Genomic DNA, 23,956 nt, shown 5'->3' on the forward strand with positions numbered 1-23,956 from the left:
ATGCGTGAAATGACGCTCCCTGGGACATGGCTGAGGACCGCTTCGCGCGGCCGTCGTACCCAACAGCTCCGCGTACCCAGCAACTCCGCGCACCGAACGCGGAGGGCGATCGGGAGCGTCTACGAGCAGGGGCGACCCGGATATTCGTCGCTCTCCGGCGCTCCCGCCTCGCGCATTTTGCGCAGGACCTCCCGCTGAGCCCCGTCCCCGATATCAACAGGGCAGTTGATCTCCCTGTCGAAGATCATGGTTTCCCCGGCGGTGTTCCAGATGACCCATTGATGAGGCGCCGAACCTGCCCGCCACAGGTGTGCGTAGCGCTCCAGGTCATCGGTCTTCGTTCGGGCCGTTGTGCTCACAGTGCCGACTCCTTGGTCTCGTGGCCGTCGACGAACGTCGTGACCACCTCGATGTCGCCGATATGTGAAGTGCTCACGCACCGTGGGTCGTCGCCGAGCACCACCAGGTCGGCGCGCTTGCCCGGGGTGATGCTGCCCGCGACGTCGTCCCAGTGGCAGGCGAACGCGCCGCCGACGGTGTACGCGCGCAGCGCTTCATCGACCGTGACGCCCTCTCCCGGGCCGATCAGCTGCCCTGACTCGGAAGCTCGCTCGACCATGAACTGGATGGCGCGCAAGGGCGAGCCATGGGCGACGGGCCGGTCGGAACTGCCCACCAGTGTGATCCCGTGGTCCAGGAACCCTCTGCCCCGGTAGAGCCAAGGCGCCCTGTCCTCCCCCATAATCGACGCGTAGTCGTCGCCGAAGTACCGCAGGAAGCTCGGCTGGACCACCGCGATCGCGCCGAGCTGCGCGAATCGCGGCAGCTGATCGGGTCGGATCAGGCCCGCGTGTTCGATACGGTGCCGTGCGTCCGGGCGCGGTCGCAGCGCCTGCGCCCGTTCCAAGGCGTCCAGCGCGAGGTCGGCGGCGCGGTCGCCGATGGCGTGGACGGCGAGCTGCCACCCGGCCAGATGGCCGTCGACGATGGTGTCCATGACGACGTCCGGGTCGTCCTGCAGCTCCCCGGCGCTTTCCAGACCCTCGTACGAGGTGGTCAGCGCGGCGGTCCGGGCCATCATGCCACCGTCGGTCCAGATCTTGAGCGCACCGACAGAAAGCCAGTCGTCACCGAATCCGGTGCGCAGGCCGAGGTCGAGAGCCCTGGGTATCTGGTCGTTCACGTGTGCGCCGACCGGGTGCAGCGTGTCCGCGGCCACCATGAGCTGTACCCGCAGCGGCAGTCGGCCCTGTCCTCGCGTAAGTTGGTAGGCGGCCAGTTCGACCGGGCTGTGGCCGAACAGGGCGCCGCCGATGCCCGCTTCGGCGACCGCGGTCACTCCCTCCGACAGGCAGGTCCTCGCGGCGTACGCGATCGCGTCCGCCAACTCGTCCTGGGAGTAGGGAAGCCGAAGCCGGCGCGCGGCGCCCATCGCACCCTCGGCGAGGTAACCGTCCTCGTGCGGGACGTCGGCGGGCAGCAGATCCAGGACGGCGCTGTTGACCACGCAGGCGTGTCCCGAGTCGTGCATCATGAACACCTTGCGGCCGTCGCTGACCGTGTCCAGCTCGGCGGCGGTGAGATGGCGCCCGAGCCCTCGCTGGTCGTAGCCGCGCACGGACACCCAGGAGCCCTGCGGCTTGTGGGCGACAGCCTCGGCCACCACCCCGAGCACGTCCGCGACACGATTGCACGGCGCGACGCTCGGGACCCTCGCGTTCAAACCGGTCCAGGCCAGATGCACATGACTGTCGATGAACCCGGGCAGCACCGTCGCGCCCTGAAGATCGACCACCCGGCGGGCCGGCAGCGACGTCACGGCGTCGTCCAGCCCCACGATCCGCCCGTGCCAGATTCCCAGGTCGTGGGCGACGGGATGGTCCGGATCCATGGTGATGATGCGGCCGTTGGTCAGCCTCGTGCACAGCATGGGCAGTTCGTCTCCCTAGGGGTGGAAGAGCCCTGTTCAGAGGTGCGTGTTGACCTCGTCGACGGCGTCACGAGTCTGCCCGGAGGTGAGCTCCTGGCTTCGTTGCACGATCGAATCCAGGATCTCGCCGACCCGGATCGCGGTGTTCGACAGCAGGGAGGACGTGATGCCGTGCGTGTGCTCCGTGCCGCCCTGCAAGTAGATCCCACAACGCAGTTCGGGATCGGTGGCGACCCGGTAGTCACGCTCGACGCGGACACGACCCTCGCCGTCGCGATGGCACTGATCGGCGACGGCGCCGAGCAGCCCGAGAGCATCGGCGGACCGGTAGCCGGTTGCGTAGACGACCACATCGGCATCGAGCGGAGTCTTCTCTCCGGTGACCAGGGATTCGACCGTGGTACGGACCTTGTCCGGGCTCTCCACGACATCGGTGAGCCGCGAAACGTTGAGGAATCGCAGCCGCTCGGTCCCCAGAACCTTCTCCTGGTACGCCTGGCGGTACAGGTCGTCGATCAGGTCGATGTCCACCACGGCGTAGTTGGTATTGCCGTGGTAGCTCATCAGCTTGCGCTTGATCTCGTCGGGGGCCGTGAAGTACTCGTCCACCGCGCCGGGATCAAAGATCCGGTTGGCGAAGCTGCTGTCGTCGGCGGGACTGTATCCGTAGCGGGCGAATACGGCGCAGACTTCGGCCTTCGGGAAGCGGCGGTGCAGGTAGGCCACATTTTCGGCGGCGCTCTGACCGGCCCCGACCACGATGAAGCGGGAGGGCTCGTCGGCGTCCAGGCCATCCACCCGGGCCAGCAGGTCGGAGTTGTGCCAGATCCGGTCGGTGCGATCGACACCCTCGGGCATCTGAGGCCGCAGACCCGTGCTGACGACGAGGTTCCGGGCGCGGTGGACCACCACTTCGGACCCGGAACGGGCCGTCACGTCCAGGTACTCCACCACTCCGTCAACCACGAAGGGTGTCACCGAGACGACCTCGTGCCCATAGGACACCATGTCGTCCACCTGAGCCGCGGCCCACTCGAAATAGTCGTGGAACTCCACCCGCAGAGGGAAGAGGCTCTTACCGTTGACGAAGTCGACCAGCCGCCCCTTGCTCTGCAAGTAGCACAGGAAGCTGAACTCACTCGACGGATTCCGCATCGTGACCAGGTCCTTGAGGAAGGAGACCTGCATCGTCGCGTCGTCGATCAGCATGCCGCGGTGCCAGCCGAAGCGCGGCTGCCGCTCGAAGAATTGAGCTGTGACCGCCTCCTGCCTCCCGACGCGTGCGTTGTGCTCGCTGAGGGCTATCGCCATGGCCACATTGGATGGCCCGAAGCCAATTCCTATGAGGTCGTGAATCGGTGGTACGTCGTCAGGAAGAGCCTGTGACATGTCACTCCCATCGAGGGGCAGCCGCTTGTCAGGCGTGGGGGAAGGCGAGCACGCTTGCGAAGCGGCGGGCCGAGCGGAACTTAGGTAACGCTAACCTCATCTCGCAAGCCTGTCGACAGGGCAAAGCGGATATAGCGTGCGATTTACTGCAACATCGCCCAAAATATCGGCCGTTGCATCCTTAGGTAAGGCTTGCTTTACTTAATGTCGCTCGGACACTGTCTATAAGAAGGAGCCTCATGCGGGTCGTCATGTTCGGTTATCAGACCTGGGGCCACCGCACCCTGCAAGCTCTCCTGGACTCGGAGCACGACGTCGTGATGGTTGTGACGCACCCCAAGAGCGAGCACGCGTACGAAAAGATCTGGAGCGACTCCGTAGCCGATCTCGCGGAGGAGCACGGTGTGCCCGTGCTGATCCGCAACCGCCCCGACGATGAAGAGCTGTTCGCCGCGCTCAAGACAGCCGACCCGGACATCATCGTGGCCAACAACTGGCGTACGTGGATACCTCCGCGCATCTTCGGCCTCCCCCGCCACGGCACCCTGAACGTGCACGACTCACTGCTGCCCAAGTACGCGGGCTTCTCCCCACTGATCTGGGCGCTGATCAACGGTGAGCGTGAAGTGGGCGTCACCGCGCACATGATGGACGATGAGCTCGACGCCGGTGACATCGTGGACCAGCGGGCGGTGGGGGTCGAGCCGACCGACACGGCTACCGACCTGTTCCACAAGACGGTCGACCTCATCGCCCCCGTCACGGTCGGCGCCTTGAGCCGTATCGCGGCCGGCGAGACCGAGTTCACCAAGCAGGACCGGTCGCAGGCGACCTTCTTCCACAAGCGCTCCGCCGAAGACATCCGCATCGACTGGAACTGGCCTTCCGAAGACCTCGCGCGCCTCGTACGCGCCCAGTCCGCCCCGTACCCGAGCGCCTTCACGTACCACAAGGGCAAGCGCCTCGAGATTCTGACGGCGGTCGTGTCCGAAGGCACCTACGGCGGCACCCCCGGCCGCATCTTCTACCGCGAGGGCACCGGCGTGGCGATCGTCGCGGGAGCCGACGCCCGCACCGGCCGCAACCACGGCCTGGCCATCACGCGTGTGCGCACCGAGGACGGCGAGGAAATGACTGCCACCGACTACTTCACCTCGATGGGCGGCTACCTCACGGGCCGTCCGTGACGGCCGGAGAACCAACACTGATCAGAGAACCAACACCCGCACGTGCAGCACGGCTCTCGACCGGGGATATGACCACCTGAGAATCGGCGGCCGCGGCCGCAGGCCGACTCGCGTCGTCGCCCGCGCGGACCTTCCCGTCCACGCGGCGACGGCACGTGCTCGGCGCTGCCGCATACCTCTGCGCTCGTCGGCCAACCATGTACAGGCACCCGAAGGTTGGGCCCCACTGGCATTCGTTCACTCTCCATGCTTGAAAGCGCGCACAACAGCCGATATTCGCACGGCCCCGAAAGGACCGGAAGGAGAGCGATGGAGCAGTGGTCCGTCTCGGGAGCGGCTCACGACCCGTCGGGCGCCGGTTTCAGCACCATCGGGATTTCCAGCGCGCCGACCGACTGGAGCCAGATTTTCCGTGCCCTCGCCAAAAGCTCCCTGCACATCGAGACGTTGACGGAGAGTGTCCCGGACGTCGCGCGCGCCGCCCCCGGCCCCCAGGAGACGCCCGATCCGAACGGGACTCAGTGAGTGGCGTGGCCGACGATCCACTCCGCCAAGGCCACCAGCGTGGATTCCGCACGGTCGGCCATGTGGTCGCGCAACGCCTCAATGTCCTCGCCGCTGTCGCCCAGGACTGGATCGGTGCGCAGGAGCTGCCAGGACTGCTCGACAACGCTGCCCCAGCCCTGCTCGCGGAAGCGCCAGTCCCAGCGCACGATTCCACACTCGGCTCCGCCGACGACAAAGGCGAAGGCGGAGCCCGGATCGGCCTGCGCCACCTCGGAGTGGGTGACCCGTTCCCGCCCGTCCCGGCAGTTGCGTCTGATCGCGTCCTGTTCCTCAGCCGACATCGCGCGCTCCGAGGCACTCGCCCTCGACACGTGCCACCGCGTCGATCTCGACCACCCCGCCGTGGGGCGGCGACGCACCCCGACACAGCTTTTTCTGGGCGGAGAACCCTATGCCGCACCCCGCGGACACCCACCGGCCCAGCGCCGCATCCGGGCAGCAGGCACGCCATCCGAGGTGAGACACACGCGCACCGAGAGCCCGGACATGACCGTCGAGGGACGCACCGGCACGGGTGACACCGTTCACGACCGCGACGACCGAAGTGCCCCGCACCAAGCGAGTGGTGGGCATGGACGCCGAGTTCGGTGGAGGGGTCGAGGACGTCAGCTCACCGCGAGCGCCCGGAGCCCTCCAGGATGCGGGCGAGCTCGGTTCTGGACCGCACGCCGAGCTGCGAGAACACATTGCGCAGATGGTGGTCGACGGTCCTTGTGCTCACCGACAGACGCAGCGCCACCTCCCGATTGGTCGCGCCCTCGGCGACATGGCGGGCAATTCGCCGCTGCTGCGGGGTGAGCCGGTCGAGGAGACCGTTGCCGCGTCCGTCGGCCACCGCCTCCCCCGCGGCCCGCAGCTCTCCAGCCGCGCGCTGCCACCAGGCCTGTGCCCCACAGCGCTCGAAGGCGACCAGCGCATCACGCAGTGGACCGCGCGCCTCTCGGGTCCTGCGCCTCCGGCGCAGCCAGTGCCCGTAGAGCAGCAGCGTACGGGCCCGCTCGAAGTCACCACCCGCGCGCTCGTGTTGAGCGAGGGCTTCCATGTATCGGTCGGCGGCCGACTCGGGCGGCGCTACCAGGGCCCGACAGCGGGCCAACTGTGCGGGGGCGAGCGGATCCGCCGTGTCCGCGGCCCATCGCGTGAACTCCTCGACCGCATCGAGCGCTTCATCCGTACGCCCGGCGAGGACGGCAGCCTCCACCAGGCACGGTACGGCCAGCATCCGGGCGGCGAAGTGCCCGCGCCGTGGCCCGCGGCGCACCAGCGGGAAGAGCCGCGCCGCGGCCTCCGCGGGCAGCCCCCTGGCCAACTCCGCGCGGGCCACGGCCCAGGTGGCGAGGGTGGCCGCCTGGGTGAGGCCGTGCGATCCGGCGCCGGCCGCTGCTCTCTGGGCGTGCCCGGCGCAGATTGCACCGTCGCCCTCCACCGAAGCGGTCAGAGCGAGCACGGCGTGCAGGTGAGTGGCGATGTTGCGCTGCCCCAGGCGGGCAGCGGCGCGCAACCCTTCCTCGGCGTGGGCACGAGCCAGCGCATGCCGTCCGACCCGTAGTTCGCCGTAGGCCAAGTACTCGAGGGCCTGCGGGAGTTGGACCTCGGGGCCGTGGGCCCGCACGGCGGCGAGTGCGCGGCCACCCGACCGGCAAGCGCCCTCGACGTCCCCGATGACCAGGGCGGCGACCCCGGCACGCATCACGGCGGCGGGATCGCCCGCGCGCAATGCCCCCTCGATGCAGTCCCGCAAGAGCACCCTGCCTTGAAACATCCGGCCCCCGAAGACCGCCAACATGCCTTCGACGTATGGCCCCAGGACGGCCTTTGGGGCCGCCGGCCCGTCCCCCGGTCCCGTGCGCCCGGCTGCGCTGCCCTCTTCGCCTCCGTGGCTCGGCACCTTCGATACGGCCGAAGCCCGTCGCAGGGCGTCCACCCAGCCGGCCGCGTCGCCCATCGCCCAGGCGGCCTCCGCTGCGCCCAGGAGCGCGTCGGCCGCGCGCTCGGTGTCCTGCCCGGTCAGCAGGGCCGCCGCGGTGAGCAGCGACTCGCGGGCATCGGCGACCGGACCGTCGCGCAGTGCGAGCAGCCCCCGTACGTAATGGACTCGGCCGGGCGCGGGAACGGCGCGTACCCGGGTGAGGAGGGCGCGGGCCCGCCCGGGGTCACCGCCGTGCCAGGCCTGTTCGGCGGAGGCCGCGAACCGCACGTCGCGCAAGGTCACGTCGGTGGTCAGGTCGGCGGCCCTGGCGAGCGCGACAGCGCGGTCGGCGTAGGGGCGCGGCTCGACCGCCACGGCGGCCAGGGCGTCCGCGAGCAGCGGGTCGGCGACGGAAGCCGCCAGTGCGCGCTGTACCAGGTGCGGCAGTTCCTGGTGCGGTGCGTCCAGGGTGGCGGCGAGCAAGTGGTGCGCCGCGCGCAGGCGGGCCGCCGGTGACCTGCGCAGTATCGCCGTGCGCAACAGCGGGTGGGTGAAGCGCACCCGTGTGCCGTCGCTGCGGACGACGTCGGCCCGTTCCGCCGCCCGGAGCCGGTCGGGGTCGATTCCGGCGAGCCGTGCGGCGCTTGTCAGCACGGCGGCGTCGGCTCCCGCACCGTCCGGTTCGTGCTCGTGGGCCGCAGCGGCGAGGAGCAGCAGCAGCCGGGTCTCGGCAGGCAGCGCCTCGGTGCGTGCGGCGTACGCATCGAGTAGGGCCTCCCCGCCCGGCAGCGGGTGCGGCAGCGGCGTCCGCCCGGCCAGTTGATCGGGGGTGACCTGCTCGGCGAGGGCGGTGAGCAGTCGCGGGTTGCCCGCGGCCTCGCGGCACAGGGCCTCGCGTACGACCGGATCGGCCTCTTGGCCGGTGAGGCGCGCACACAGCTCCGTGGCCGCGGTGGTGTCGAGTGGCCCGAGGCGCAGCTGGGGCAGGTCGCCGAAGGGTGCCTGGGCGCCGGGTCCGTAGGGGCTGCCCGAGCTGTGCGAGAAGTCCGCCAAGGTGACCAGGACAGCGACGTGGTCGGCGGGCTCCAGGCGCCGGGCCGCGAAGCCGAGCGCGACGCGCGAGTCCGGGTCCCAGGCCTGCGCGTCGTCGACACAGACCAGGAGAGGTCTACGTGAGCCGAGGGCCCGCAGCAGGTCGAGCAGGGCGATGGGGGTGAGCTCGGCGCGCGTCACGTGGGCCGCCCCACGGGGCAACGACCCGGGTGCGGAGCACAGCAGGGCGTGCAGCCCGCTGTACGGCAGCAGGCCCCTCGCCGCCACGGCACGGGTGTGAAGCAGCGGGAGTTCGCCGTGCGCGACCATCGCATGCCGCAGCAGACCGGAGCGGCCGAGTCCGGGCGGAGCGCTGATGACGAGGGCGCTGCCATGTCCGTCGCGCAGGCGCTCCGACAGCTGGTCCAGGATGGCGAGTTCACCGCTGCGGCCGCACAGCCGAAGGGGACTGCGAACGGTCGTGGTTGGGGTCACGCCGGGCAACGTACTGCCGCCCGAGGGGCGTCCGGAAGGCTCACGTCCGGCTGTCGGCGCCGCGGTTCGTGGTCTTGGGCGGGCTCCCAGCGACCACGGGCCACGGCTGTGCCGGCGCACAGCTCCCGGCCCGTCTGTCGCCTGCTCCCGGCACCAACACGCGGTGCCGGTGACGATGCCTCGTCACCGGCACCGTGCACTCGGGGCCGTTACTCGGTTGATCAGGTGTGCGGGCAGTTGCCCCGGTACTCCTCGACGGTCAGGCTCGGCCGCGGCAGTGGGCACAGGAACTGCTCGTAGCGGGTGTCATTGTCGATGAAGCGCTTCAGCCACGAGATGCTGTACTTCGCGATGGTCGTGTTCGCGGTGTTCGGCGTGAAGTGGTTCGCGTTGTTCAACTCCAGATACGCCTTGTCGAGCGAACCCGGCAGCGACTCGTAGAACGGCTCGGAGTGCGAGGAGACCGGCGCGATCGTGTCGCCGTCCGCCCCGATCACCAGCGTCGGCGTGCGCACCTCGGGCCAGGACGTGTCGGTGTTCCACCCGGTCAGAGGGATAGCTGCTTGCAGCGAGGTACGGCTCTTGGCGGCCTCCAGGCTGCCTCCGCCGCCCATCGAGTGGCCCATTACGCCGAGCCGTGAACTGTCGATGCGGCTGCGAACCGGGCTGCGTTCGGTCAGGTAGTCCAGGGCGGCGAGGAGTTGGTCGCCGCGGCTGCCGGGCTGGTCGGTGACCGTGATGGTGTCGATGGTGAAGACCACAAAGCCCTGGGAGGCGAGCCTCGGGCCCAGCCAGGCCATGCTGGACTGACTGGCCGTGTAGCCGGGTGCCACGGCGACGGCGCCGAAGGTGCCGTCCGCGGTGGATGTGGGGTAGTAGATGGTGCCTCCGCCGAATCTGCCGGCACTCAGCCGGGACACCGAAGCCTCGGAGACGGCGTACGAACCGCGGGAAGCTTCGATGCTCGACTGGGTGGGGGCAGGTCCGCGCTGGTAGGGGTTGTCCGCGGCCGTCGCCTGCGCGCCGGGGAGGAGCGTGGCACACAGGCCTGCGGCGACCGCGGCGGCGGCCATCGCCGTGCGGGCGGTGCGGCTCCTGGCAAGTTCGTGCTGCACGAGGGGGGTCCTCTCGATCGGGCGGCGCCGCGCTGTCGGGGGCCGGGCTCGTCGTCCGGAGTCCCTGCCCCCGACGGGGCGTTCGCCGCCTTGTTGATGGCGACACCACCGTCGCGGCCCCGCTCCCCTCACACATCGGCAACTTCACCGGTCCTTGCCCCGGTCGGCCACTCGGGGAACTTCGCAGTCCTCCGAACCGGATATCGGGCTCAGTCGCCCACCCGTGGCGGGCACTCGGCCCCTTGGAACGACGGCACCCTTCGAACGGGCATCCGCCCGACCGTACGACGGTGAGCATGCGACAGCGGTCGTCACGACCCGTATCTCGGGGTCAGGCTGTCGGTGGGCCGCTGGGAAGGGAGCGGACGAGTGTCGCGCAACGCCGACGTCTTCCGGCCAGGGAGCGTGGCCGCCGTGCACGACTGCCCCATGCGCCCCGGGGATTCTCACCACGCTTCGACGGCCCCGCTGGGGCGAGCAGAACACGTCCTGCTCGCCCCACGCGTACGTCCCCCTTCGAATCCGGGAGACGCACGAGATCGGCATGCGGTGGGGCTCAGACGGAGGTCGGCCGGAATGCAGCGCCGCCGGACAGCCCCTCGGCAGCTCGTCCTGCGCTCAGGCGCTGCTGTCGAATCTACTGTGCGCGCATCAGCAGATGGCCCCGCCGATAGCGCTCTCCCTCGCCGGGCTCGCGCAGCATCCGTCCGACTTCGACGAATCCGGCATCCCGGGCCAGCCCGGCGAGGTCGTCGATCGGCCATCGGTACGCCGTAGTCACTTTGTGGTCGAACGCCTCCACCGGCCCGCCCTCGGACTCGAAGAAGGCGAGCAGGAGGGCGCCACCTACGGTCAGGGTCCGACGGAACTCCGCCAAGTACGACGGTACTTCCTGCGGCGGAGCATGAATAACCGAGTACCAGGACACGATTCCGCCCAGTTCGCCGTCGGCCAGGTCCAGGGCGTCCATCGACCCGAGCTCGAACCGCAGGTCCGGGTACGCCTCGCGGGCAAGGTCGATCATCACCGGTGACAGGTCGACGCCGAACACGTCCAGTTCCAGTTTCCGCAGATGCGCCGTCACATATCCAGGGCCGCAACCCAGCTCGGCGACGGGCCCGGTACCAGTGGCTCGTGCGAGCTCGGCGAACGCGGCGAGAACCGCGCGGTCCAGCGGAAGACAGTCGAGCCCGTCGCGGACGAGATCGGCGTAGCGAACGGCGACGGCGTCGTAGGCATCCGCTGTTGCACAGAGGTACGAGCGAAGTTCGGTCACAGTGAATGACACTAGAGCTTACGCGATCGGGTCCAACGACTGGCCCGTCGGACAGACCCCGGCCTTCCGTGGCCATAGCGGGGGATCTGCCAGAATCGGCGGACGCTGAGCGTCGGAACGATGGTGATGGGCGCCGCAGATGTGCGGCGCGGCGTGGACTTCTGGTGTCGGGCGCTGGGTTACGTCCCTCGCGATGGCGAGGCGATCGACACCAGCCACGGCTGACGGACACTGACAGCTCGGATGACCACATGCGCGAAGACCGGGTTCCTCACGGCCGAGTACAAGATCAACTCGCTGGCGCCCACCATCGGCGACGCCATCGAGGCAGTGGGTTACGTCCTGAAGTCCGGACGCGCCCCGACCGTGTGCCAACTGGAGGTGTGCGGCTTCCAGGACAGTCGGCGGACAGTCGTCGGCAACGGTTGGCCGACCCTGATCCGCCTGAACACACCAGAGCAGTGACAACTCCCCCGGGACTCGGCCACGACTGTCCGGGACAGGAGCACTGGTACCTGGCGATGCCCCGCGACCCGGGCGAGTCCACCGGCCCCTCCCTCACCCGTCGGCATCAGGTGGCGGCATCGGGCCGTACTAGGCTCATCGGCCAGCCACCAGTCGCCCTGACAGGAGACCCATGCCCTCTTACAGATCAGCAGACCGCCACCAAGCACGTGATACCCCGATGGCCGGCAGCCTCACCTACGCTCCACCCGGCGCGACATGTCCCGGCGACGACGTCTGGTCGACCGAGATCCCGGGATACCGCCGCTACGAGCGGACCGTCGTCATCGGGCGTGGCGACAGCGACTGGCGCGCCGCGTCCGACGCCGTCCTGCAATGGGGCATCAAGCGCCGTAGCGGTTTTGGAGTCACACCGCTGGCAGGCGCCGGCGAACGGGTCACCGAGGGGGCCGAATACCGCATCACAGCGGCGTGGGGCCCACTGGCTGTGCACGAGCCGGTGCGGGTCGTCGCCGTCGTGGACACGCCCGAAAGATGCGGCTTCGCCTACGGCACACTGCCCGGACACCCCGTGTCCGGCGAGGAAGCCTTCATCGTGTGCAACACCCCCGATGGCCACGTCACCCTGACCTTGCGCTCCCTGACCAGCCGCGCCCCCAAAGGCCCGTGGCGGCCCCTGTTCCCCGTGCTTCTGCTCGCACAACGCACATACCGTCGCCGATACCAACGCGCCCTCCGACGACCCGCACGAGGCGAGTGAGTACCCCACAGGCTTGGCTGACACGGCCACGACGATCGTCTCAAGGCTGATGGAGCAGGCGACGGCGTGGACTTCACGGCGTGTCACTGCGTCCGTCCCGCGGACCGAAGCTGCGAGAACATCGGCATCGGTCGCCCGGGCTCGGAGAAAGCAGTCGGCCCACTGGGTGATCTCGGTATACGAGGATTCCCGGGTCACTTGGGTGATCGTGGCCTCACTGTCGAAGCTCGTGGTCCGCAGTTCGCCACCGGGGCCCACGAGCGCCCAGTGGGCTTTCTGCACGTAGGACATGCCGACGCCGCCAGGGCACCACGCAAGGGGCGCCCGCTTGGCGCAAGGGGCGCCCCGGGGCACATCTCCCCGGGGCGCCCTCACCTGCATGGGCGGCCGCGTGCGCGCGCCCCTGTTCCCGGCCGTCAGACGCAGTACTGCCCCTGCTTCCCGATCGACCGGTACATGCAGTCCGCGTTCTCCACCAGTTGGAGCACCGCGTCCCGGTTGCGCGAGGTCTCGCGCTCGATCACCTCGTCCGGCGGGTAGAAACCGCCGCCCGAGGCCGAACCCGGGTACATCTCGAAGGTGTAGCCGAAGATCTTCTGCGAGCCCCACAGCCAGTCGTCGATCGACCCGTCGGTGATGTAGAGATCGCTGGACTGCTCGGCGGTGTAGCCGTTGCTCGCACTCATCTTGCGGCCCACGGCTGCGAACGCGTCGCGGTCGTCGGCCGTCATCCCGGGGGCCGTGTCGTTGTACGTGTAGCCGAACGGCCACAACACCAGCTGGCTGTACGTGTGGAAGTCGATGCCCGCCTTGATCTGCTGCTTCCCGCCGACCACCCGGCTGCGGACGAAGTCCGCCACGACCTTCGTCTCGGGCGCCGACTCGGCGGCGGCGCCGCGATAGGTCTCCGACGAGCGGCTGGACGAGGAGCCGCCACAGCAGCCCCAGTTGTATGCCCAGTTGCGGTTGAGGTCCGTCCCCACGTAGCTGGAGCCGGAGTTGGGCTGCCGGTTCTTGCGCCAGCTGCGGTACGAGCCCGACGCGATGTCGTACTCGCCGCCGTCGGGATTCATGTCCGGCACAATCCACAGCTCACGGCCGTTGACCGCCTGGCTGATCCGGGAGTCGGTGCCGTAGTCCTCGCCGAGCTCGCGGAGCAGATAGAGCGCCATCTCGACGGTCAGGTGCTCTCGGGCGTGCTGGTGGGCGGTGAAGAGGACCTCGGGCTCGGCCTCGTCGGTGCCGACGTTGTCGCTGACCTTGATGGCGACGATGTCCCGGCCCTGATAGGTCTTGCCGATCACGCGCTTGCTCATGATCGAGGGGTACGCGGCGATGCGTGCGTCGATCTCCGCGTTCATCTCGGCGTAGTTGTGGTATCTGGAGTCGGCCGGAGGGAAGTCGAGGGTGCCGATGCCACCCGACGCGGGCGGTTCGCTGCCCGGCACGGGCAGGGCCTCCAGCACGTGGCCGCGGGCCCGGAGCTTCTTGGCCTGGGCCGCGTCCGCGGTGATCACGATGCCGTGGTCGTGCACCTCGTCGATCGAGACGCCGGCGCGGGCGATCGCGGTGCGGGCGGCGGGAGTGGTGTGCCCGGTGATCTCGTACTGACGGGTCCGCTCGTCCGCGGCGACGGCCGCGCTCCGGGACGAGGCGTCGGCGCCGGTGACGGCGGTGAGGGGAGCGGTGAGACCGAGGGCGAGCAGAACGGCGATGGTGGCGGTCCGTCTGACCTTCGTCGGCCGGGGTATCCGTGCGTTGACGAGTCGCATGCTGGCAATCTCCTGAGTCCGGTGAGGTGGGGGGTAGAGCTGTGCGACGCGCACATGGTCGTGCTATGGCATGACCAGGTCAAGAGAGGGGTTCCGGCCACCGCTCGTCCCGGCCGGACCCCCAGGCGCGCACGGGGCTGACGCGATCTCGACGGTCCGGAGTCGACGGCACTGCCGAGTCGGCGTACCAGGGTGGGTAACGACATCCGCGACCGGCCTGGGAACGCAAGCCGTGCGACAGGCCAGTCGTCCTCCTGGAGGCGCCGGTCGGCGGCGACCTGACGCTCGGACACATGAAGCCGCTCGACCCCCTCGGCCCCCTCAGCACCGCCGCCGTCGTCCCGCCGACGACCGGGCCCTTCAACGGGCGTTCCGAACGTGGACCGAGGTGGCGCGAATGCTTGCCGCCGCGCGTCGCATCGCCTAGCGTATGGCGACTATTAGGAAACCTTCCTGACGATCACTGTTGAGGAGTCCCCCCATGTGGAGGTTGCGAAGGGCCGCCCAGCCCACTCTCGTCACCAGCCTCGCCCTGGCCGTCGCCACCGGCCTCGCCGGACCGGCCGCGCAGGCGCGCCAGCCCGCACCCGAACCGGCCGAGAGACCGAGCACGCAGGGCGGAGGGCATGTCCGGGTGGACCAACTCGGGTACGCGGCCAAAAACGACAAGTGGGCCTACCTGATGACACCCGGCGCCTCGGCGGGGGCACGGTTCGTGGTGCGGGACGCACGCGGGCGCCAAGTGCTGAGCGGCAGGGCCGGTGCGGACCTCGGGAAGTGGAACGAGGCCTACCAGCACGTCCACGGCCTTGACCTGAAGGCCCTGCACAAGCCCGGGAAGTACCGGGTCGAAGTCGGCGGCCTGAAGTCGCCGCAGTTCACGGTGGGAGGCGGGCGGCTCTTCGACGGGGCGGCCGACAAGACGGTCACGTTCTTCGCCTCGCAGCGGGACGGGAAGAATGTGATTCCCGGCTCGCTCGAGCGGAAGCCGTCGCACCTGACCGACCGCGCGGCCCAGGTCTATGACTGGCCGGTATTCGCCGGGCCCGATACCGACCAGACTGTGGGTGAACTGAAGCCCATCGGCGGGCCCGTCGATGTCGAAGGCGGCTGGTACGACGCGGGGGACTATCTGAAGTTCACACATATCGCGGCGTACACCGACACCTTGCTCTGGGCCTCGGCGCGGGACGCCCGCCACGCCGACCCGAAGCTGCTCCGTGAAGCGCGGCACGGGTTGAGCTGGCTGGACAAGATGTGGGACGAGAAGACCCGGACGCTGTACATCCAGGTCGGGGCCGGCGCGGGCAACGCCGAAGGGACGTATGTCGGCGACCACGACGTGTGGCGGTTGCCCGAGGAGGACGATCTCGACGCCGATCCGGCGCACCGGTTCCTGAAGAACCGGCCGGTATTCCGCGCGGCAGCGCCGGGGAAGCCGATCAGCCCGAACATCGCCGGCCGGACGGCCGCGGCCTTCGCTGTCGCCGCTCAGGTGGAGACCGATCCGAGCAAGGCGTGGCGCCACATCAACACCGCGGCGCAGATCTACGCGCAGGCGCAGACGACCGGTGTTGATCAGCTGGTGACGTCGTTGCCGTTCGCGTTCTACCCCGAGAGCGTGTGGCGGGACGATCTCGAACTGGGTGCGGCGGAGCTCGCACTTGCTGGGCGCAAGCTGGGTGATCCTCGCTCGAAGACGTGGTTGCGGGACTCGGCCCGTTGGGCCAAGGAGTACCTCGCACACGATGCGGGCGGGGACACGTTGAACCTGTACGACGTGAGTGCGCTCGCGCATGCCGATCTGCTCAAGGCGATTCGGGCGCACCGGGTCGACGGGCTGGCGGTCGGCGCGGCCGATCTCACCAAGGACCTCAAGGCGCAGCTCGAGATCGGCCGGCGCCGTGCTGTCGCCGATCCGTTCCGGGCAGGAGCGGCGTACAACCAGTTCGACGCGGTGCCTCACGCTTTCGGACTCAACGCGACAGCCCGGCTCTACCGGGGGGTGACCGGGGATCGGTCGTACGACGCGTTCGGGACGCAGCAGCGCAACTGGTCGTTCGGCGCGAACCCTTGGGGTGTCTCGTTCATGGTGGGGGTGGGCGAAAACTTCGAGCAGTGCCCTCACCACCAGATCGCCAACATCAAGAAGTCCACGGCCATTGGCGCTGTGGTCAACGGGCCGAACAGTGAGGACCTCTTCACCCACGGCCTGGGCGACAACCTTGATCGAATGAACCCCTGCCCGCCCGACGCCGTCGATCGGAACGAGGAGTTCACCGGACGGGGTTCGCGCTACGTGGACGATGTCCGCTCGTGGCAGAGCTCCGAACCGGCCGACGATTTCGCCGCCATCGCCACCTACGCACTGACCCTCGAAGCCCGCTGACCGCCGTTGAGGTCGACGGTGTACGCGCGCCTGGTCGCGTCGGAGTTCTCGTACGCCGGAGCGCCACCGAAGGACCCGGGGCCATGGCCCCGGGTCCTTCGGACGCAACGGCGGTCAGCCGATCGTCAGCGTGCGCGCCTTGCTGGGCACCCCCTTCGCGTCGAGGGCGAACAGCATGTAGCCGCCGGGGAGTGCCACACCCGGATCGGCGGGAATGCGTACCTCGTACGATCCGTCCGCAAGGCGGATCGACTGCAACGGCACCCGGCGCTGGTCGTTGTCGACCGAGTGCGTCGCCGCCCCCATGCGGACGAGGGAGAAGGCGGAGCCCGCCCCGTCGGTCGTCACCGGCACCGTCGCGCCGTGCGCGACCCTGGCCGGAACGGTTCCGATGATGGCGGGGCGCGGCTTCTCCGTACCGTCGGAATTGAGAAGGTACGGAGGGGTGAAGATCGCGCCGTCGGAGTGGTTCGTGGCGCAGCCGCCGCACAGTCCGCCGCCGCCGGAGAATATCCGGCCGTCGGGAAGCAGGTTGGCGACGCTGTGGTAATTGCGCGGTACCGCCATGGATGCCATCGGGGTGAATGTGCCCGTCTGCGGGTCCCAGATCTCCGGTGTCATCGTGGAGGTCGCGTCGCTGAAGGGAACCGGGTAGGACTGCCCGCCGAAGACCGCCACCTTGCCGTCCGGCATGACGACGCTGTTGCTGAAGGCCCGCGCCTGCGCCATGTCGCCGGTACGCGTACTGACGGGCTGCGCCCCGCCGTTGAGGTCGACGGTGTACGCGCGCCTGGTCGCGTCGGAGTTCTCGTACGCCGGAGCGCCACCGAGGGTCAGCAGCTTCCCGATGTCGTACGCGACCGCGTTTCCGTTCATCGCGTCCTGGCTGTCGGCGCGAGTCCCGGCGGCGGTGACGCTGCCGTTGCCGGTGGTGGAGATCCAGTTGAGCTGTTTGCTGGGGCCGAGTTGCAGCACCCTGCCGCCCGAAGTGGCGTGCAGCCACTGGTGGTTGTCTGCGCGGTAGGGGCCGGCCTGGTCGGCTGTCATGGTGGTGGTGACCGGTACGCCGGACAGCTTGCGCCAGGTGCCGGTGGCGGGCGACCAGACCTCGCCGTCCTTGCCGCCCGCTCCGCCGCTCCAGGAGCCGCCAAGAACGAACGCGTCACCGGTGGAGAGAAGAGTCATGGCCTGGTAGCCACGCGCGATGTTCATGTCGGTAGTGGAGGACCAGGCGTCGGTGCGCGGGTCATAGATGCTGGCGCGTTCGGCGTTGCTGCCGCCGGTGACCAGCACCCGGCCGTCGGCCAGCACCGCGATGCCGGGGCAGAACATGTCGTGCCGGGTGTTGTCGATCCGTCGTTGACTCACCTGGCCGGTCGTCAGGTCCAGGATCGCGGTCTGGGTGTAGCCGTTGCTGCCGCCGAACCGGTCGATGGCGTACGCCGACCAGGCCAGCAGCTTGTTGTTCGGCAGCACCGCGGTGGCAACCGGGACCAGCGGGAAACCGGTGACCTGTCCCCATGAGCCGGTGGTCGCCGGGTCCGCGGGTCCGGCAATGCGAATCTCCGCCGCCGAGGACCACGGGCCGCGCCCGCCGGCCTCTGTGGTGGCGGTCAGACGGACGTATCGCGCGTCGACAGCCCGGGTGAACGTGGCTCCCTTGACGGTGTCGTCGTCCTTCCAGGTGCCGGTGGCGACGGGCGTCCCGAACGTGGCACCGTCGATGCTGGTGGTGACCGAGTACGCGCCGATCCTGCCGTTCGCGCCGGCCCTGCGAGGCTCGTAGGTGAGGGCGGAGACCGTCTGTGTGCGCTTCATGTCGAGGGTGATGCTGTGCGGCAGCGGCGCTGCCGTACCCGACCACTTGCTGTGCCAGAGCGTGGTGCTGCTGCCGTCCAGAACCAGGGCCGCACGGTTGTCCGCGCTCGTCGTCTCCTCGTCGCTCGCCACGGCGGTCCAGCCGTCGCGCGGGAGGTCGACGGTGGAGGCCGGTGAGCCGGGGTCACCGAGCAGGTTGATCTCCGCGGCCGAACTCCACGGTCCGCGTCCGCCGGCCTCGGTGACCGCGGTCAGCCGGACGAACCGGGCTCCCCGGGCGGCGAAACTGAGCGTTTTCGTGGTGGTGTCGTCCGCGAGGGTACCGGTGGCCACGGCCGGGCCCCAGCTCTGGCCGTCGGCGCTGACGTGCAGCTGGTACTCGCCGATCCGGCCGTTGGCGCTGCCCGTACGCGGCCGGTAGACCAGCGCGGAGACGACTGCTGTGCGGTGTATGTCCACGGTGAGCGTGTGCGGGAGGGGCGCGGCGGTGCCCAACCACTTGCTGTGCCAGATCGTGGCCGCGCTGCCGTCCAGGACATTGACCGCACGGCCGTTCTCCCCGGTCGTCTCCTCGTCGCCGGCCAACACGGTCCATCCGGTACGCGGCAGCATCGGAGCGAGGGGCTCCATGGCGGACGCGGGTGCGGCCCTGTGGTGCGGAGCCGGTGGCGGCGAGGTCCCGCCGACGGTGGGGGTGGGCGCAGGTGCCCGGTTGTCCGCGGTGGCGCTGTTTCCGCCGGCCCCCAGGAGGGGAAACAGCGTGGTCACCACGGCGAGGGTGGCGAAGAAGACCAGGATTCGGGAGAGGCGCCGAGGCGAGATCTCCCCCGATCTGAGCCGTCCGAATAATCGAGCAGAGCAAGCTGACATGGTGCCCCCTTTTTTTCCGGGCCGGTATTACCACGACCCACAAGGGCATGACCATGTCAGGCTGTGGCGATAACGTAAAGACTTTGCGAGGTCACCTCTTCGGGCCCGCTCGAATTAGCCGAGTACCTACGAACCCGGCTCGTTGCAGCGGCATGAAAAACAGGACCACGTCGTCACGGACGGCCGCCGAACTGCGCATCCCGTCCGGCTGCTGACCGCCACGCAGCAGGCCCGGCGTATGCGTGGCGGTCACGGCGATCCGGCCCTTCCGGTCATTATTGGCCTCTGCGCGACTGCTGTCATTGCTCTCGCTCCTCCAGGCGTGCGGGGACTGGCCGGGGGCGCTGCTGGCCGAGCGGCTGGACATCAGCCCGCGCACCGTACGACGTGATGTCGACCGTCTGCGCGAGCTCGGGTATCCCGTAGTGGCCTTCAAGGGGCCCGACGGCGGGTACCGGCTCGACGCCGGCACGGAACTGCCCCCGTTGCTGTTCGACGACGAGCAGGCCGTCGCCCTCGCCGTCGCCCTCCAGATCGCCACCACCACCGGCGACGGCATCGAGGACGCCGCGGCACGCGCGCTGACCACCGTCCGGCAGGTCATGCCCGCACGGCTGCGACACCGCATCGACACCCTCCAGGTCACCGCCGTCAAGCGGCCCGAGAGCCGGCCGAACCCTGATCCTCGACCTGCCCGCCGCCGTCGTGTCCCGCTACACCCACGACGGAATCGTCGAGGAACTCGACCCGAACCGCTGCCGGCTCACCCTTGGCTCGTGGTCATGGCCCGGCCTGGCCGCCACCATCGGTGGTTCGACGCCGACATCGAGGGTGTCGGCCCGACCGAGCTCAAGGACGCCTTCGCGCACCTGGCCCGCCGCTACACCAACGCCGCGACCAACGCCCCTTCTACGCTGCCCCCGGCCCAATGAGTCACCCGCACACCGACCACGATTCGGGCGGATGGACAGCGCGATGGTCCGAGGCTGTGCGGCCGGAGTGCGCCGTCGAGGGCCATGACGACCAGCCGCCGATCCGCGCACGATCATGGTGTTCGTCCTGATCCGAACGAACGACGTACTGCGCCACCAAGCCCCTACCTCCGCTGCTGCTCCCGTGAGAAAGGCCGACCGCCATGACCGCGACCGCCCCCTCGTCCCCGCCGAGCCTGCTCGCGGCCTTCGCGCACCCGGACGACGAGTCCCTGGTGGCCGGCGGCGTGCTCGCCCAGCACGCCGCCGCCGGCGCGCGCACTGCCGTCGTCACCGCCACCTGGGCACCGGACAGTCATCGGGTTGCCGAACTCTCCGACGCCGTAAGGATTCTCGGCGCCGGACCGCCGCGCATGCTCGGGTACGCCGATGCCCGTATCCCCCAATCGGCGCCCGGACAGGCCCGGTTCCGCGATGCGCCGCTCGATGAAGCCGTGGGACGACTCGTCGGACACCTGCGCGAGATCCGCCCGGACATCGTCGTCACCCACGACGCGTACGGCAATCTGACCGGCCACCCGGACCACGTACACACCCACCGCGTCACCGCACTCGCCCTACAGGCCTCAGGACTTGAGCACCTCTACCCCGAGACCGGGGAGCCCTGGCAGCCTACCGCTCCCTACCTGGCCACCCATCCGCACTCGGGCGTCGTGAAGTTGGGCAACCTGCTGCCCCGGGTCGGCAAGTCCCTGCTCAGCGTGCCGGACCCGCGGGTCACCGCGACGGTCGACGTGAGCCCGTGGCTCGCACAGAAGTGGGCCGCGATCCTCGCGCACCGAAGCGAAGTGGGACGCACTCGATCCCTGCCGGGCATCCTGTCCCGCCTGGCTGCCGACGCCCGGCACCGGATCATCTCCACCGAGTACTACACGCGCTTCGACATCAGGCCGACGCCGGGCGGACTGCGGGAGCTGACGCTCTGACCCCTCAGGCTGCCCAGCCCGAGCGCGACGCCGACGGCCGGTTTCGCAGGACCGCGGGTCCAGGGGCGGGCACAGGTCAGGCAGTGGGGACTCCCAGCCCCGCCGTAATGGCGGTGGTGCGGGTGAAGATGCCGGCGGGGAGATCGGTGTTGCAGAACTTGTTGTATTCAGCCGTAATCGAACCCGGCGGTGTGCCCCGGGCCGGGTACTGAGCCGGTAGACCCCTGACGTCGCGCGAGCCTGGTCGTGTGGATCGGCCTCTGTCCGGCTCCATGCAACCGGGCCCCATCCCAGAAGGCTCAGACGCATGTCCGGATGTGACAGGGAACTGTCATTGCGGTCATCGGCAGTGGCGGTGAGGATGGGGACATGCCCATTCCGCACCGTGTCGTCATCGCGGTCTTCCCTGATGTCGACCTCCTCGACGTCTCCGGCCCGGCCGAGGTCTTCGCGCTGGCCAACCGAGTGACCGCGGGCCTCGCCGGCTACCAGGTCCACCTGGCCGGGCCCATCGGCGGCGAGGTGCGGACATCGGCGGGTGTGCGTCTGGTGGCAGATCTGTCCTTCGACGAGGTCGGCGGGCAGGTGGACACCCTGCTGGTGCCCGGCGCGGTCGACATGACCGACGCCGGCCCCCTGGCCCGTATCGATCCCGATGTCGTGGCCTGGGTCAAAGAGACCGCACCGCACTCCCGGCGGGTGGCGTCGGTGTGTGTGGGCGCGCACCTGCTGGCGGCGGCCGGGCTGCTCGACGGCAGGACGGCGACCACCCACTGGTCGACCGCCGCCCAGCTGGCCGCCGATCACCCGACCGTCACGGTCGACCCCGATCCCATCTTCGTACGCACCGACCGGGGCCGGCTGTGGACCGGGGCCGGCATCAGCGCCTGCCTGGACCTCGCGCTGGCTCTGGTGGCCGAGGACCACGGCGAGGAGACCGCGCTGGCGGTGGCCCGGCAACTGGTGATGTACCTCAAGCGGCAGGGCGGCCAGAGCCAGTTCTCCGTTCCGATCAGCCGCCCCGCGAGCTCCCGCCGTGACATCGACGAGCTGCGGCTGTGGATCGCCGAGCACCTTGACGAGGACCTGTCCGCAGAGGTTTTGGCGGCCCGGATGTGTCTGAGCGAACGGCACTTCGCCCGCGTCTTCAAGCAAGAGACGGGCTCCAGCACGGCCGGCTACGTCGAAGCGTCCCGGGTGGAGGCGGCCCGCCGCCTCCTGGAGACCACCGACTGCCCGCTCGACCAGGTCGCGACCGCTGCCGGGCTCGGTTCGCAGGAGACCCTGCACCGGGCGTTCAAGCGGCAGCTCGCCACCACCCCCGCCGCCTACCGCCGCCGGTTCCGCACCCAGAGCACCTGACGCGCCTGCCCGTACGCAGGCAAGCCCGCGGCTTCGCCCTGCCTCATTCCTCGACGAAAGGCCCCCCGATGACCACGAATCAGCCGTCCAAGACCCTGCGCGACGTGATCGGCCTGGACAACCAGCCGCCCCGGCTGAGTGACTCCGTCCTGATCATGATCGACTTCCAGAACACCTATCGCACCGGCGTCATGGCTCTGGACGGCGCCGAGCAAGCCCTCGCAGCGGGCGCCCGCCTGCTGGAGCGCGCCCGCGCCGCGGGCACCCCGGTCGTCCACGTCATCAACGACGGCGGCGAGAACACCCCGTACGACATCCGCGCCCACATCGGGGCCATCAGCGACCAAGTCGCCCCGGCGGAGGGTGAAACGGTCGTGGTCAAGCAGTTCCCCAACTCCTTCCACCTCACCGAACTGGAGAAGACACTGACCGACCTGGGCGCCGGGCCGGGCAGCGGCAAGGACCTGATTCTTGGCGGCTTCATGACACACATGTGCGTCAACTACACCGCCCAGGGCGCCTTCAACCTCGGTTACCGCCCCACCGTCATCGCCGAAACCACCGCCACCCGCACGCTCACCACTCCCGAAGGCGCCGTTCTGCCCGCCGCCTCCCTCCAGGCCGCCGCCCTGACCGCGATCACCGACCTGTTCGGCACCGTCGTCCCCACCGTCGGCGCCCTCCCCGCCTAACAGGTCCACCGAGCGCGGCAGCCCGCCCCCGCTGCCGTCACCAGCGGCGGGCATCGGAGCAGGTGAGCACGACAACGGTGGACCCAGGGCACCCGGCCCATCGACATCCGATGGTGCGGAGGCACGGAGACCGGGATACTGAGTGGTTATGTCCACAAAGCCTCCGGCAGGCCCGCTGTGTACGCGCGCATCGCTCGCCACCGACCTGCAAGCACTTGGCCTACGCCCTGGTGAAACCCTCCTCGTCCACTCCTCCCTCAGCTCGCTCGGCTGGGTCTGCGGCGGCGCGGGCGTCGTCGTCACGGCGCTGCTCGATGTCCTGAGTGGCGAGGGGACCTTGGTGGTTCCGACGCACTCCGGGGACAACTCGGATCCGGTGAGCTGGGGGAATCCGCCTGTTCCCGAGGCATGGTGGGCGGACGTTCGGGCGTCGATGCCGCCCTACGACGCTCGCACCACGCCCACCCGTGGCATGGGTGTCATCCCGGAGACCGTCCGCAACTGGCCGGGCGCCGTCCGCAGCGGCCATCCGCAGACCTCCTTCGCGGCTCTGGGCCCGCGTGCCGCGGCGATCCTGGACGGCCATGCCCTCGACTGCCAACTGGGCGAGCAGAGCCCGCTCGCCCGGCTCGAAGAAGGCGGGGCGAGGATCCTTCTCCTGGGCGCGGGCTTTGATTCCTGCACCGCGTTCCACCTGGCCGAATACCGGGTCGCCGCACCGCTGGTGGACAACTCCTTCGCGGTCATGACCCCGCAGGGCCGCCGCTGAAGCACTGTGCGTGACACGTCGATCTCCGAAGAGCACTTCGATGAGTTGGGTGCGGCCTTCGAGAAGGAACGCCCGGTGGTACGGGGCACGGTGGGCGGGGCGCAGGCCAGGCTGTTCGGCGTGTCCGAGGCGGTGGAATACGCCGAGGGCTGGCTCTTGGAGCACCGGCCCCGGACAGCCACGACCTGACGAAATCAGCCGCTCGGCAGCGTGACCGGTCGATTGATCGGCTGATGGATTG

The 23,956-nt window shown here is 69.4% G+C and carries 17 protein-coding genes and 2 pseudogenes; 10 read left to right on the forward strand and 9 right to left on the reverse strand.

What is annotated here, in order from left to right; all coding sequences use genetic code 11:
- Nucleotides 1-119: 119 nt before the first annotated feature.
- The 3 genes from QMK30_RS20795 to QMK30_RS20805 are packed head-to-tail and all read right to left on the reverse strand — an operon-like array spanning nucleotide 120 to nucleotide 3,319.
- Nucleotides 120-359: a hypothetical protein gene (locus QMK30_RS20795; RefSeq protein ID WP_283519789.1), complete on the reverse strand. Its 240-nt coding sequence runs from the start codon at nucleotides 357-359 to the stop codon at nucleotides 120-122.
- A complete protein-coding gene (locus QMK30_RS20800; protein WP_283519790.1) occupies nucleotides 356-1,930 on the reverse strand; it encodes an amidohydrolase in 1,575 nt (524 codons plus the stop codon). The genes QMK30_RS20795 and QMK30_RS20800 overlap by 4 nt, the downstream gene beginning before the upstream one ends.
- Before the next feature lie 36 nt (nucleotides 1,931-1,966).
- Complete coding sequence (locus tag QMK30_RS20805; RefSeq protein ID WP_283519791.1) at nucleotides 1,967-3,319, reverse strand: lysine N(6)-hydroxylase/L-ornithine N(5)-oxygenase family protein; 1,353 nt, start codon at nucleotides 3,317-3,319, stop codon at nucleotides 1,967-1,969.
- 239 nt (nucleotides 3,320-3,558) lie between these two features.
- Here QMK30_RS20805 and QMK30_RS20810 point away from each other — a divergent pair, with 239 nt between their 5' ends.
- Complete coding sequence (locus QMK30_RS20810) at nucleotides 3,559-4,506, forward strand: methionyl-tRNA formyltransferase (protein WP_283519792.1); 948 nt, start codon at nucleotides 3,559-3,561, stop codon at nucleotides 4,504-4,506.
- A 309-nt stretch (nucleotides 4,507-4,815) separates the two neighbouring features.
- Nucleotides 4,816-5,031, forward strand: coding sequence for a hypothetical protein (locus QMK30_RS20815; RefSeq protein WP_283519793.1), 216 nt, complete (start codon nucleotides 4,816-4,818; stop codon nucleotides 5,029-5,031).
- Here QMK30_RS20815 and QMK30_RS20820 read toward each other — a convergent pair.
- The 4 genes from QMK30_RS20820 to QMK30_RS20835 form a co-directional block, all read right to left on the reverse strand.
- A complete protein-coding gene (locus QMK30_RS20820; RefSeq protein ID WP_283519794.1) occupies nucleotides 5,025-5,354 on the reverse strand; it encodes a hypothetical protein in 330 nt (109 codons plus the stop codon). The two genes, QMK30_RS20815 and QMK30_RS20820, sit on opposite strands and share 7 nt — an antisense overlap.
- Before the next feature lie 329 nt (nucleotides 5,355-5,683).
- The gene (locus QMK30_RS20825) at nucleotides 5,684-8,509 is read right to left on the reverse strand and encodes a helix-turn-helix transcriptional regulator (RefSeq protein ID WP_283519795.1); all 2,826 of its coding nucleotides are present in this window, start codon (nucleotides 8,507-8,509) and stop codon (nucleotides 5,684-5,686) included.
- 221 nt (nucleotides 8,510-8,730) lie between these two features.
- A complete protein-coding gene (gene bdeA / locus QMK30_RS20830; protein WP_283519865.1) occupies nucleotides 8,731-9,582 on the reverse strand; it encodes a bis(hydroxyethyl) terephthalate hydrolase in 852 nt (283 codons plus the stop codon).
- A 679-nt stretch (nucleotides 9,583-10,261) separates the two neighbouring features.
- Nucleotides 10,262-10,900, reverse strand: a complete 639-nt coding sequence (locus tag QMK30_RS20835; protein ID WP_283519796.1) for a class I SAM-dependent methyltransferase — start codon at nucleotides 10,898-10,900, stop codon at nucleotides 10,262-10,264.
- A 243-nt stretch (nucleotides 10,901-11,143) separates the two neighbouring features.
- Here QMK30_RS20835 and QMK30_RS20840 point away from each other — a divergent pair, with 243 nt between their 5' ends.
- Together QMK30_RS20840 and QMK30_RS20845 are read left to right on the forward strand one after the other, a co-directional pair.
- On the forward strand, nucleotides 11,144-11,365 hold the full coding sequence (locus QMK30_RS20840) for a hypothetical protein (RefSeq protein WP_283519797.1): 222 nt from the start codon (nucleotides 11,144-11,146) through the stop codon (nucleotides 11,363-11,365).
- Nucleotides 11,366-11,585: 220 nt separating this feature from the next.
- Nucleotides 11,586-12,125, forward strand: coding sequence for a DUF1990 domain-containing protein (locus QMK30_RS20845; RefSeq protein ID WP_283519798.1), 540 nt, complete (start codon nucleotides 11,586-11,588; stop codon nucleotides 12,123-12,125).
- A gap of 416 nt (nucleotides 12,126-12,541) precedes the next feature.
- Here QMK30_RS20845 and QMK30_RS20850 read toward each other — a convergent pair whose 3' ends face one another.
- Nucleotides 12,542-13,897: a M14 family metallopeptidase gene (locus QMK30_RS20850; RefSeq protein WP_283519799.1), complete on the reverse strand. Its 1,356-nt coding sequence runs from the start codon at nucleotides 13,895-13,897 to the stop codon at nucleotides 12,542-12,544.
- A gap of 481 nt (nucleotides 13,898-14,378) precedes the next feature.
- Between QMK30_RS20850 and QMK30_RS20855 the strand changes: the two genes are divergently transcribed.
- Nucleotides 14,379-16,286: a glycoside hydrolase family 9 protein gene (locus QMK30_RS20855; protein WP_283519800.1), complete on the forward strand. Its 1,908-nt coding sequence runs from the start codon at nucleotides 14,379-14,381 to the stop codon at nucleotides 16,284-16,286.
- Nucleotides 16,287-16,400: 114 nt separating this feature from the next.
- Here QMK30_RS20855 and QMK30_RS20860 read toward each other — a convergent pair whose 3' ends face one another.
- Nucleotides 16,401-18,872: a galactose oxidase family protein gene (locus tag QMK30_RS20860; protein WP_283519801.1), complete on the reverse strand. Its 2,472-nt coding sequence runs from the start codon at nucleotides 18,870-18,872 to the stop codon at nucleotides 16,401-16,403.
- 359 nt (nucleotides 18,873-19,231) lie between these two features.
- Between QMK30_RS20860 and QMK30_RS20865 the strand changes: the two are divergent.
- The 5 genes and pseudogenes from QMK30_RS20865 to QMK30_RS20885 all read left to right on the forward strand — a co-directional run bounded on the left by QMK30_RS20865 (nucleotide 19,232) and on the right by QMK30_RS20885 (nucleotide 23,904).
- Nucleotides 19,232-19,906 (forward strand): annotated as a pseudogene (locus QMK30_RS20865) (helix-turn-helix transcriptional regulator).
- A 203-nt stretch (nucleotides 19,907-20,109) separates the two neighbouring features.
- On the forward strand, nucleotides 20,110-20,892 hold the full coding sequence (locus tag QMK30_RS20870) for a PIG-L deacetylase family protein (RefSeq protein ID WP_283519802.1): 783 nt from the start codon (nucleotides 20,110-20,112) through the stop codon (nucleotides 20,890-20,892).
- A 369-nt stretch (nucleotides 20,893-21,261) separates the two neighbouring features.
- Complete coding sequence (locus QMK30_RS20875) at nucleotides 21,262-22,254, forward strand: GlxA family transcriptional regulator (RefSeq protein ID WP_283519803.1); 993 nt, start codon at nucleotides 21,262-21,264, stop codon at nucleotides 22,252-22,254.
- A gap of 68 nt (nucleotides 22,255-22,322) precedes the next feature.
- On the forward strand, nucleotides 22,323-22,946 hold the full coding sequence (locus QMK30_RS20880) for an isochorismatase family protein (RefSeq protein WP_283519804.1): 624 nt from the start codon (nucleotides 22,323-22,325) through the stop codon (nucleotides 22,944-22,946).
- Nucleotides 22,947-23,094: 148 nt separating this feature from the next.
- Nucleotides 23,095-23,904 (forward strand): annotated as a pseudogene (locus QMK30_RS20885) (AAC(3) family N-acetyltransferase).
- Nucleotides 23,905-23,956 lie beyond the last annotated feature (52 nt).

Origin of the sequence: Streptomyces sp. H27-C3 (genome assembly GCF_030063415.1) — a bacterium.
GTDB lineage: Bacteria > Actinomycetota > Actinomycetes > Streptomycetales > Streptomycetaceae > Streptomyces.